Source organism: Arthrobacter sp. TmtSoilC48, from assembly GCF_059739425.1.
In genome coordinates this window covers 972,711-985,014 of the sequence record NZ_AP046049.1, presented here as the reverse complement: position 1 = coordinate 985,014, position 12,304 = coordinate 972,711, and the positions used below count along the sequence as shown (strand labels likewise).

Here is a 12,304-nt window from a genome sequence, read left to right as displayed (position 1 = left end):
TGCGAATCGGGAACCATTTGGGGAGGAGTAGTGGGCGGGGCTTAACAGCAAAAAGGGCGGCAACCACTTGGTTGCCGCCCCTTTTAGGCGTTCGCCGAAGTTGGAATTACTTCTTCTTGGCGACAGCAGCCTTCAGCTTGGAGCCTGCGGTCAGCTTAACGCTGTGGCCAGCGGCGATCTGGATGGTTTCGCCCGTCTGCGGGTTACGGCCGGTGCGTGCTGCACGGTCGGTGCGCTCAACTGCGAGCCAGCCCGGGATGGTGATCTTCTCGCCAGCGGCAACAGAAGTCTCGAAAACTTCGAACAGTGCATCGAGCACGGAGTTGACGGCTGCCTGGCTGGTGCCAGCCTTGCCTGCTACCTCTGCAACGAGTTCACTACGGTTCTTAGCCATTTACGTCCTCCTGGACTAATACGTTTTTTGAGCTTTCAAGCGGAATGCGAGCAAGCCACTGCTCGAAAACTTACCAGCTTGCACCGGCTTGGCCAGCAAATTCCGCGTGTTTCCGCGCTTTTTTGACCAAAATCACCGGTTTTTCAAGGTTTTTGGGGGTGTGGACCGCACATGGCGTACCCTACGGCGTTGAAGCGGCCCCCAACCAGCGCAGGAAACCACGACGCCGGCAGCGCGTCCAACCGCCGTGGATCAGAAGAGAATGCGCTGATACAGGACGTGGTCCTGCCATTCGCCTGCTATGTGGAGATAGGAGGGCGCCAACCCGATCCGCTCGAAGCCGCATCGTTTGAGGGCCGCCTGCGAGGCTACGTTATGCATTAAGGTTGCGGCTTGGACACGGTGGAGTCCCAAATCGTCACTCGCGATGGAGAGAACCGCCTCCACCGAAGAAGAGGCAATGCCCTTGCCGGTGAACGCTTGGTCGACCCAATAGCCCAGGTTGGCGTTCATGAAGGGTCCACGGACTATGCCCGTCAACGTAATCTGGCCGATGATATCCCCGTCATGGAGAACTACAAACGGCACCTCCGTGCCTGCGGCATATTGGTTCAGTTTGCCCCGAACAACGGCGTCCTGCCCTGCCCTGGTATAGAACGCTTCGCTGCGCCGCGGTTCCCAAGGGGCAAGGTACTCTGCGTTCCGGGTGTAGGCGGCCGCCAAGGGCCCGACGTCGGACAAGGACAAAGTGCGAAGGTGGACTTTTCCCTTCACGGCATTCCCGGATGACACATCCAAAGTTCGGTTAAGGGGCATCCTGTGACTCTAGCGTCCTTGGTTGTGTGGTTAAAGTGGGGAAGCCCCGACCGTGGTGGTCGGGGCTTCCCGTTAATGTTTGTCCGGCGGTGTCCTACTCTCCCACACCCTCCCGGGTGCAGTACCATCGGCGCTGTGGGTCTTAGCTTCCGGGTTCGGAATGGGACCGGGCGTTTCCCCCACGCTATGACCGCCGTAACCTTGTTACCCGTCCCGCGCACCGTTTGTGGTGTGGGGTGGGAAGACTGTGTGTGGTTACAACTGTGGTGTTGTGTATTTAGTTGTTGGTTCCTGGAACGGTTGTTGTTCGGGAACCACATAGTGGACGCGTGCAGTGTGTTGTGTGTGGTGTAAGTTGTTGGCCTATTAGTACCGGTCAGCTTCACGAGTCTTTGGTCCTCGCTTCCACATCCGGCCTATCAACCCAGTGGTCTGGCTGGGGGCCTCTCACACGTATTGTGTATGGAAATCTCATCTTGAAGCGAGCTTCCCGCTTAGATGCTTTCAGCGGTTATCCCATCCGAACGTAGCTAATCAGCGGTGCACTTGGCAGTACAACTGACACACCAGAGGTTCGTCCGTCCCGGTCCTCTCGTACTAAGGACAGCCCTTCTCAAATTTCCTGCGCGCGCAGCGGATAGGGACCGAACTGTCTCACGACGTTCTAAACCCAGCTCGCGTACCGCTTTAATGGGCGAACAGCCCAACCCTTGGGACCTACTCCAGCCCCAGGATGCGACGAGCCGACATCGAGGTGCCAAACCATGCCGTCGATATGGACTCTTGGGCAAGATCAGCCTGTTATCCCCGAGGTACCTTTTATCCGTTGAGCGACGGCCATTCCACAATGTACCGCCGGATCACTAGTCCCGACTTTCGTCCCTGCTTGAGATGTCTCTCTCACAGTCAAGCTCCCTTGTGCACTTACACTCGACACCTGATTGCCAACCAGGCTGAGGGAACCTTTGGGCGCCTCCGTTACTTTTTAGGAGGCAACCGCCCCAGTTAAACTACCCATCAGGCACTGTCCCTGACCCGGATCACGGGCCGAAGTTAGATGTCCAAAGTGACCAGAGTGGTATTTCAACGATGACTCCACCCGAACTGGCGTCCGGGCTTCAACGTCTCCCACCTATCCTACACAAGCCACTCCGAACACCAATACCAAACTATAGTAAAGGTCTCGGGGTCTTTCCGTCCTGCTGCGCGTAACGAGCATCTTTACTCGTACTGCAATTTCGCCGAGTTTATGGTTGAGACAGCGGGGAAGTCGTTACTCCATTCGTGCAGGTCGGAACTTACCCGACAAGGAATTTCGCTACCTTAGGATGGTTATAGTTACCACCGCCGTTTACTGGGGCTTAAATTCTCAGCTTCGCCCACAAGGGGCTAACCGGTCCTCTTAACCTTCCAGCACCGGGCAGGAGTCAGTCCGTATACATCGTCTTGCGACTTCGCACGGACCTGTGTTTTTAGTAAACAGTCGCTTCCCCCTGGTCTCTGCGGCCCACACCCGCTCCACAGAGCAAGTCTGTATCACGGGGCAGGCCCCCCTTCTCCCGAAGTTACGGGGGCATTTTGCCGAGTTCCTTAACCATAATTCTCTCGATCGCCTTGGTATTCTCTACCTGATCACCTGTGTCGGTTTGGGGTACGGGCGGCTAAAACCTCGCGTCGATGCTTTTCTAGGCAGCATAGGATCACCGGATCCCCCCGAACGGGAGTCCCATCAGATCTCAGGATCGTGCTCGAAACACACAGGAACGGATTTGCCTATCCCTGACCCTACATCCTTGGACCGGGGCAACCATCGCCCGGCCCGGCTACCTTCCTGCGTCACACCTGTTAATACGCTTACCTCCCGGGATCAGGTCCCGCGCTCGGCCAAAACCCACACACCACAAGGGTGGGCGGGCAGGCTCCGGGCGGTTAGTATCCCCCGCTTGGCATGGGCGGTTTTTCGCCGGTACGGGAATATCAACCCGTTGTCCATCGACTACGCCTGTCGGCCTCGCCTTAGGTCCCGACTTACCCAGGGCAGATTAGCTTGACCCTGGAACCCTTGATCATTCGGCGGACGGGTTTCTCACCCGTCTTTCGCTACTCATGCCTGCATTCTCACTCGTGTAGGCTCCACCGCTGGTTTCCACCGCGACTTCACTGCCCACACGACGCTCCCCTACCACTCCACACCCCTGAACCACGAAGGCTAGGGTACCGTGTGAAATCCACAACTTCGGCGGTGTACTTGAGCCCCGCTACATTGTCGGCGCGGAATCACTTGACCAGTGAGCTATTACGCACTCTTTCAAGGATGGCTGCTTCTAAGCCAACCTCCTGGTTGTCTTCGCAACTCCACATCCTTTCCCACTTAGCACACGCTTAGGGGCCTTAGTTGGTGGTCTGGGCTGTTTCCCTCTCGACTATGAAGCTTATCCCCCACAGTCTCACTGCTGCGCTCTCACTTACCGGCATTCGGAGTTTGGCTGACGTCAGTAACCTTGTAGGGCCCATCGGCCATCCAGTAGCTCTACCTCCGGCAAGAAACACGCAACGCTGCACCTAAATGCATTTCGGGGAGAACCAGCTATCACGGAGTTTGATTGGCCTTTCACCCCTACCCACAGCTCATCCCCTCCATTTTCAACTGAAGTGGGTTCGGTCCTCCACGACGTCTTACCGTCGCTTCAACCTGGCCATGGGTAGATCACTCCGCTTCGGGTCTAGATCACGCCACTACACTCGCCCTGTTCAGACTCGCTTTCGCTACGGCTACCCCACACGGGTTAACCTCGCGACGTAACACTAACTCGCAGGCTCATTCTTCAAAAGGCACGCCGTCACAGTTACTAGTGATTACTCACGACTGCTCCGACGGATTGTAAGCACACGGTTTCAGGTACTGTTTCACTCCCCTCCCGGGGTACTTTTCACCTTTCCCTCACGGTACTGGTCCGCTATCGGTCATTAGGAAGTATTTAGGCTTATCAGGTGGTCCTGACAGATTCGCACGGGATTTCTCGGGCCCCGTGCTACTTGGGATCCTCTCCAGGCGGTACACAACATTACGGTTACGGGGCTCACACCCTCTCTGGCCGGCCTTTCAAGACCGTTCACCTATGCCTGCACTACACACCCCACCGGTCCGGCAGAACCAGTACGGAAAGTCCCACAACCCCGCCCATGCAACGCCCGCCGGCTATCACACATGGAAACGGTTTAGCCTGATCCGCGTTCGCTCGCCACTACTAACGGAATCACTCTTGTTTTCTCTTCCTGCGGGTACTGAGATGTTTCACTTCCCCGCGTTCCCCCCACGCACCCTATGTGTTCAGATGCGGGTCACACAATCACCCAAAAGCGTTGTGCGGGGTTTCCCCATTCGGACATCCTGGGATCAACGCTCGGTTATCAACTCCCCCAGGCTTATCGCAGATTCCTACGTCCTTCTTCGGCTCCTAATGCCAAGGCATCCACCGTGTGCCCTTAAAAACTTGACCACACACAAACCAGCAAACCCACAACAAAGGGGCCCACCGGTTCACGATGCATCATCTATTCGAGAGAACCACGACCACAAAGGGCCAGGTTCATTCATAAGAAATTGCTGTAAGAACACACACCCACCAACCCCGAAGAGCCGGCACCATGCATGTCCTAGATGCTCGCGTCCACTATGTAGTTCTCAAACAACAACCCCGTCAACCAGACCCCCAACACCCACACAGGGTGCCGGTACGAACCGGAAGCAGGAACAAAAGAAACACCAGAACTGTGTCCCCCTGCATTGCTGCAAAAAGGTCCTGTTGCCTCAGGACCCAACAGTGCGCCAAACACAACCCACACAAACCACGCCCCGGCACGTTCCCAACACCACACACCCCCAAAAGGGGCACGCACTGCCGTACTAACACCAGGACACAACCGGTCAGGCCATGCCAAACAAACGTTTGATTCGTTGATATTCCACCCATGAGCACCCACCGCAGAACATACGCCTGCGCAATGGGCAACACTGACAACCACCAGCCCCCGCATGCACGGGAACCGACACGGTTGTTAGCAGCTCCTTAGAAAGGAGGTGATCCAGCCGCACCTTCCGGTACGGCTACCTTGTTACGACTTAGTCCCAATCGCCGGTCCCACCTTCGACGGCTCCCCCCACAAGGGTTAGGCCACCGGCTTCGGGTGTTACCAACTTTCGTGACTTGACGGGCGGTGTGTACAAGGCCCGGGAACGTATTCACCGCAGCGTTGCTGATCTGCGATTACTAGCGACTCCGACTTCATGGGGTCGAGTTGCAGACCCCAATCCGAACTGAGACCGGCTTTTTGGGATTAGCTCCACCTCACAGTATCGCAACCCTTTGTACCGGCCATTGTAGCATGCGTGAAGCCCAAGACATAAGGGGCATGATGATTTGACGTCGTCCCCACCTTCCTCCGAGTTGACCCCGGCAGTCTCCTATGAGTCCCCGCCATAACGCGCTGGCAACATAGAACGAGGGTTGCGCTCGTTGCGGGACTTAACCCAACATCTCACGACACGAGCTGACGACAACCATGCACCACCTGTAAACCGACCGCAAGCGGGGCACCTGTTTCCAGGTCTTTCCGGTTCATGTCAAGCCTTGGTAAGGTTCTTCGCGTTGCATCGAATTAATCCGCATGCTCCGCCGCTTGTGCGGGCCCCCGTCAATTCCTTTGAGTTTTAGCCTTGCGGCCGTACTCCCCAGGCGGGGCACTTAATGCGTTAGCTACGGCGCGGAAAACGTGGAATGTCCCCCACACCTAGTGCCCAACGTTTACGGCATGGACTACCAGGGTATCTAATCCTGTTCGCTCCCCATGCTTTCGCTCCTCAGCGTCAGTTACAGCCCAGAGACCTGCCTTCGCCATCGGTGTTCCTCCTGATATCTGCGCATTTCACCGCTACACCAGGAATTCCAGTCTCCCCTACTGCACTCTAGTCTGCCCGTACCCACTGCAGAACCGGAGTTGAGCCCCGGTCTTTCACAGCAGACGCGACAAACCGCCTACGAGCTCTTTACGCCCAATAATTCCGGATAACGCTTGCGCCCTACGTATTACCGCGGCTGCTGGCACGTAGTTAGCCGGCGCTTCTTCTGCAGGTACCGTCACTTTCGCTTCTTCCCTACTGAAAGAGGTTTACAACCCGAAGGCCGTCATCCCTCACGCGGCGTCGCTGCATCAGGCTTTCGCCCATTGTGCAATATTCCCCACTGCTGCCTCCCGTAGGAGTCTGGGCCGTGTCTCAGTCCCAGTGTGGCCGGTCACCCTCTCAGGCCGGCTACCCGTCGTCGCCTTGGTAGGCCATTACCCCACCAACAAGCTGATAGGCCGCGAGTCCATCCAAAACCACAAAAGCTTTCCACCACCATGACATGCGCCAGATGGTCATATCCGGTATTAGACCCAGTTTCCCAGGCTTATCCCAGAGTCAAGGGCAGGTTACTCACGTGTTACTCACCCGTTCGCCACTAATCCCCCCAGCAAGCTGAGGATCATCGTTCGACTTGCATGTGTTAAGCACGCCGCCAGCGTTCATCCTGAGCCAGGATCAAACTCTCCGTTGAAAACAAAAAATCAAACAGACACAACCACACCCACCGGAAATAACGGCGAACACGGCTGCACAAAATTCGAAACCAGCTGAAAACCAAACCACCACACACGGGGGTGCGCAGCAGCCTGGCCATAATTTCAACCAATCAAAAAACAATCGGCATCAACAAACTTGGCACACTATTGAGTTCTCAAACAACAGACCCTCCAAAACATCACCCCGGACAGCGCACCACAAAAGCAGCACACCCAACAGGGCCATTGGAAAAGAAGAGTTATTTTTGGCCGCCTACCGAACCGTACACACCTTCCGGCTTTCCGTTTCGCACCCGGCGACTCAGAAAACAATACACGCCCCACACCCCCAACGCAAATCCACCCCAACACACCCAAACACACCCCCAAAAACCCGCGCGAGCACCGCCGTCGAGCACTACTCCGGACGCGTCAATGAGCCAGTTGCGCTTCGACTTCAGGCAAGAAGGTCAGGCATTCCGAAGTGCCGATGCAGACCATCGTCGAGGAATCGCATGATCGATGCGATCCTGTCGCCAGACTGGGTTGGCTCGATCACCAACAGTCCGCGGGCCCGGCCTTGCAGATAGCAAACGAACGCCGGCCTGCCACCGGCAGTGACAGCGGTCAGCGCGTAGTTGCCGCCAGGCCGGCCAGCCGCACTGGCACGGAGGAAAGCCCCGACGGCGTGCCGGCCCACGTAAAGTTCGCTGGCCGGGGGCATGGCTAGCCAGCATTGATCTGTGAGGAGCTCAAGGACGGAATCGACGTCGTCCCGCGAGAAGGCATCCGCAAACTTACGGGCTAATTCGTGGTGGCGTTGTCCGGTGGTGATTGACCTTGAAGAAGGCCCGGCGGAGCGGGCGCGCTGAAGAAGGCCCTTAGCCGCCGTCGGGCCTATCGCGAGCAGCTCAGCAGCTTCGGTAACGGTGAAGTCCAACACATCACAGAGAATCAACGTTGCAGCCTGGCGCGGCGGCATCCGTTGAAGCGCAACAACAAACGCGAGCTCGACACTTTCGCGGGCAACCGCCTGCGCAGCAGGATCAAGCGCGTCGACCAAGGCATCGGGGTAAGGCTGCAAATGCGGTAGATCGAATCGGTCGTTCGGGTTTGGTGGCTCGAAGGGTGGTACAGGGGCTGGGCGAGGTCTTCGACGTTGTTCCCTCAGAGCATTAAGCGAACGAGTAGTGGCAATCCGATAGAGCCACGTACGCAAGGACGATCGGCCGGCAAATCCAGGCAGCCCTTTCCATGCCGCAAGCAAAACCTCCTGCAGCAGATCATCTGCATCATCAACAGATCCTGTAATTCTGTAGCAATGCAGATGAAGCTCCCGGCGAAAGGGGGCTACGAGCGAGGCAAAAGCCTCCTCATCGCCGGACCGGGCAGCCTCCAACTCGGCTGAAGTCACGGTTCAATATTGGCACGAACCCACCAGGGCGTTCCGATCTGCTGCGAGGTGGTGTCTAAACAGGAGTATCCGCCTACGAAAGGAATCCCACCATGTCTGAAAAACAGGCCAGAGCCGTTGACATCGCAATCGCGTACCACCGGGCATGGACGTCCGGGAACCTGGACTCAGCAATCAAGCACTTAGTCGAGGATGTCATCTGCCATGCACCGTCCGGCACCATGAGCGGTAGTGCCGCTGTCCGGGCATTCATGGAGCCCTTCGCTGCTACCCTCACAAAATCCGCGCTTCTTGCGGCTTACGGGTCCGACGACCAAGCAATGCTCATGTACGACACAGCCAATCGGGCAGTTCCAAGCGCTCCAGGCGCAGAACTGTATCGCATTCACAAGGATCAGATCGCCGAGATCCACATCATCTTCGATCGTCTGCCTTTCGCCTTGGCACGTGGCGACGTCGTTAGGACCTGAGCGCCTGGTTCGGTTGTTTGGTGTGGTTAAAGTGGGGAAGCCCCGACCGTGGTGGTCGGGGCTTCCCGTTAATGTGTGTCCGGCGGTGTCCTACTCTCCCACACCCTCCCGGGTGCAGTACCATCGGCGCTGTGGGTCTTAGCTTCCGGGTTCGGAATGGGACCGGGCGTTTCCCCCACGCTATGACCGCCGTAACCTTGTTACCCGTCCCGCGCACCGTTTGTGGTGTGGGGTGGGAAGACTGTGTGTGGTTACAACTGTGGTGTTGTGTATTTAGTTGTTGGTTCCTGGAACGGTTGTTGTTCGGGAACCACATAGTGGACGCGTGCAGTGTGTTGTGTGTGGTGTAAGTTGTTGGCCTATTAGTACCGGTCAGCTTCACGAGTCTTTGGTCCTCGCTTCCACATCCGGCCTATCAACCCAGTGGTCTGGCTGGGGGCCTCTCACACGTATTGTGTATGGAAATCTCATCTTGAAGCGAGCTTCCCGCTTAGATGCTTTCAGCGGTTATCCCATCCGAACGTAGCTAATCAGCGGTGCACTTGGCAGTACAACTGACACACCAGAGGTTCGTCCGTCCCGGTCCTCTCGTACTAAGGACAGCCCTTCTCAAATTTCCTGCGCGCGCAGCGGATAGGGACCGAACTGTCTCACGACGTTCTAAACCCAGCTCGCGTACCGCTTTAATGGGCGAACAGCCCAACCCTTGGGACCTACTCCAGCCCCAGGATGCGACGAGCCGACATCGAGGTGCCAAACCATGCCGTCGATATGGACTCTTGGGCAAGATCAGCCTGTTATCCCCGAGGTACCTTTTATCCGTTGAGCGACGGCCATTCCACAATGTACCGCCGGATCACTAGTCCCGACTTTCGTCCCTGCTTGAGATGTCTCTCTCACAGTCAAGCTCCCTTGTGCACTTACACTCGACACCTGATTGCCAACCAGGCTGAGGGAACCTTTGGGCGCCTCCGTTACTTTTTAGGAGGCAACCGCCCCAGTTAAACTACCCATCAGGCACTGTCCCTGACCCGGATCACGGGCCGAAGTTAGATGTCCAAAGTGACCAGAGTGGTATTTCAACGATGACTCCACCCGAACTGGCGTCCGGGCTTCAACGTCTCCCACCTATCCTACACAAGCCACTCCGAACACCAATACCAAACTATAGTAAAGGTCTCGGGGTCTTTCCGTCCTGCTGCGCGTAACGAGCATCTTTACTCGTACTGCAATTTCGCCGAGTTTATGGTTGAGACAGCGGGGAAGTCGTTACTCCATTCGTGCAGGTCGGAACTTACCCGACAAGGAATTTCGCTACCTTAGGATGGTTATAGTTACCACCGCCGTTTACTGGGGCTTAAATTCTCAGCTTCGCCCACAAGGGGCTAACCGGTCCTCTTAACCTTCCAGCACCGGGCAGGAGTCAGTCCGTATACATCGTCTTGCGACTTCGCACGGACCTGTGTTTTTAGTAAACAGTCGCTTCCCCCTGGTCTCTGCGGCCCACACCCGCTCCACAGAGCAAGTCTGTATCACGGGGCAGGCCCCCCTTCTCCCGAAGTTACGGGGGCATTTTGCCGAGTTCCTTAACCATAATTCTCTCGATCGCCTTGGTATTCTCTACCTGATCACCTGTGTCGGTTTGGGGTACGGGCGGCTAAAACCTCGCGTCGATGCTTTTCTAGGCAGCATAGGATCACCGGATCCCCCCGAACGGGAGTCCCATCAGATCTCAGGATCGTGCTCGAAACACACAGGAACGGATTTGCCTATCCCTGACCCTACATCCTTGGACCGGGGCAACCATCGCCCGGCCCGGCTACCTTCCTGCGTCACACCTGTTAATACGCTTACCTCCCGGGATCAGGTCCCGCGCTCGGCCAAAACCCACACACCACAAGGGTGGGCGGGCAGGCTCCGGGCGGTTAGTATCCCCCGCTTGGCATGGGCGGTTTTTCGCCGGTACGGGAATATCAACCCGTTGTCCATCGACTACGCCTGTCGGCCTCGCCTTAGGTCCCGACTTACCCAGGGCAGATTAGCTTGACCCTGGAACCCTTGATCATTCGGCGGACGGGTTTCTCACCCGTCTTTCGCTACTCATGCCTGCATTCTCACTCGTGTAGGCTCCACCGCTGGTTTCCACCGCGACTTCACTGCCCACACGACGCTCCCCTACCACTCCACACCCCTGAACCACGAAGGCTAGGGTACCGTGTGAAATCCACAACTTCGGCGGTGTACTTGAGCCCCGCTACATTGTCGGCGCGGAATCACTTGACCAGTGAGCTATTACGCACTCTTTCAAGGATGGCTGCTTCTAAGCCAACCTCCTGGTTGTCTTCGCAACTCCACATCCTTTCCCACTTAGCACACGCTTAGGGGCCTTAGTTGGTGGTCTGGGCTGTTTCCCTCTCGACTATGAAGCTTATCCCCCACAGTCTCACTGCTGCGCTCTCACTTACCGGCATTCGGAGTTTGGCTGACGTCAGTAACCTTGTAGGGCCCATCGGCCATCCAGTAGCTCTACCTCCGGCAAGAAACACGCAACGCTGCACCTAAATGCATTTCGGGGAGAACCAGCTATCACGGAGTTTGATTGGCCTTTCACCCCTACCCACAGCTCATCCCCTCCATTTTCAACTGAAGTGGGTTCGGTCCTCCACGACGTCTTACCGTCGCTTCAACCTGGCCATGGGTAGATCACTCCGCTTCGGGTCTAGATCACGCCACTACACTCGCCCTGTTCAGACTCGCTTTCGCTACGGCTACCCCACACGGGTTAACCTCGCGACGTAACACTAACTCGCAGGCTCATTCTTCAAAAGGCACGCCGTCACAGTTACTAGTGATTACTCACGACTGCTCCGACGGATTGTAAGCACACGGTTTCAGGTACTGTTTCACTCCCCTCCCGGGGTACTTTTCACCTTTCCCTCACGGTACTGGTCCGCTATCGGTCATTAGGAAGTATTTAGGCTTATCAGGTGGTCCTGACAGATTCGCACGGGATTTCTCGGGCCCCGTGCTACTTGGGATCCTCTCCAGGCGGTACACAACATTACGGTTACGGGGCTCACACCCTCTCTGGCCGGCCTTTCAAGACCGTTCACCTATGCCTGCACTACACACCCCACCGGTCCGGCAGAACCAGTACGGAAAGTCCCACAACCCCGCCCATGCAACGCCCGCCGGCTATCACACATGGAAACGGTTTAGCCTGATCCGCGTTCGCTCGCCACTACTAACGGAATCACTCTTGTTTTCTCTTCCTGCGGGTACTGAGATGTTTCACTTCCCCGCGTTCCCCCCACGCACCCTATGTGTTCAGATGCGGGTCACACAATCACCCAAAAGCGTTGTGCGGGGTTTCCCCATTCGGACATCCTGGGATCAACGCTCGGTTATCAACTCCCCCAGGCTTATCGCAGATTCCTACGTCCTTCTTCGGCTCCTAATGCCAAGGCATCCACCGTGTGCCCTTAAAAACTTGACCACACACAAACCAGCAAACCCACAACAAAGGGGCCCACCGGTTCACGATGCATCATCTATTCGAGAGAACCACGACCACAAAGGGCCAGGTTCATTCATAAGAAATTGCTGTAA

4 protein-coding genes and 5 rRNA genes are annotated in these 12,304 nt (G+C 56.6%); 1 reads left to right on the top strand and 8 read right to left on the bottom strand.

What is annotated here, in order from left to right; genetic code table 11:
• Positions 1-106 precede the first annotated feature (106 nt).
• The 6 genes from AC6I97_RS04720 to AC6I97_RS04695 all read right to left on the bottom strand — a co-directional run bounded on the left by AC6I97_RS04720 (position 107) and on the right by AC6I97_RS04695 (position 8,225).
• Positions 107-394, bottom strand: a complete 288-nt coding sequence (locus AC6I97_RS04720; RefSeq protein WP_011776355.1) for an HU family DNA-binding protein — start codon at positions 392-394, stop codon at positions 107-109.
• 252 nt (positions 395-646) lie between these two features.
• Entirely contained in the window at positions 647-1,210 is a 564-nt protein-coding gene (locus AC6I97_RS04715; RefSeq protein WP_497944208.1) for a GNAT family N-acetyltransferase, read from the bottom strand.
• Positions 1,211-1,291: 81 nt separating this feature from the next.
• A 5S ribosomal RNA gene (gene rrf / locus AC6I97_RS04710) occupies positions 1,292-1,408 on the bottom strand.
• Positions 1,409-1,555: 147 nt separating this feature from the next.
• Positions 1,556-4,710, bottom strand: a 23S ribosomal RNA gene (locus AC6I97_RS04705).
• A gap of 574 nt (positions 4,711-5,284) precedes the next feature.
• Positions 5,285-6,807, bottom strand: a 16S ribosomal RNA gene (locus AC6I97_RS04700).
• A 461-nt stretch (positions 6,808-7,268) separates the two neighbouring features.
• Positions 7,269-8,225, bottom strand: a complete 957-nt coding sequence (locus AC6I97_RS04695) for an RNA polymerase subunit sigma-70 (RefSeq protein WP_497944207.1) — start codon at positions 8,223-8,225, stop codon at positions 7,269-7,271.
• Positions 8,226-8,317: 92 nt separating this feature from the next.
• Between AC6I97_RS04695 and AC6I97_RS04690 the strand changes: the two genes are divergently transcribed.
• Positions 8,318-8,695, top strand: a complete 378-nt coding sequence (locus AC6I97_RS04690; RefSeq protein ID WP_497944206.1) for a nuclear transport factor 2 family protein — start codon at positions 8,318-8,320, stop codon at positions 8,693-8,695.
• 77 nt (positions 8,696-8,772) lie between these two features.
• On the opposite strand, the gene rrf (AC6I97_RS04685) is transcribed toward AC6I97_RS04690, so the two are convergent.
• Together rrf (AC6I97_RS04685) and AC6I97_RS04680 are read right to left on the bottom strand one after the other, a co-directional pair.
• Positions 8,773-8,889, bottom strand: a 5S ribosomal RNA gene (rrf, locus tag AC6I97_RS04685).
• 147 nt (positions 8,890-9,036) lie between these two features.
• Positions 9,037-12,191, bottom strand: a 23S ribosomal RNA gene (locus AC6I97_RS04680).
• Together the 16S, 23S and 5S rRNA genes form the textbook arrangement of a ribosomal RNA operon.
• Positions 12,192-12,304: the final 113 nt, after the last annotated feature.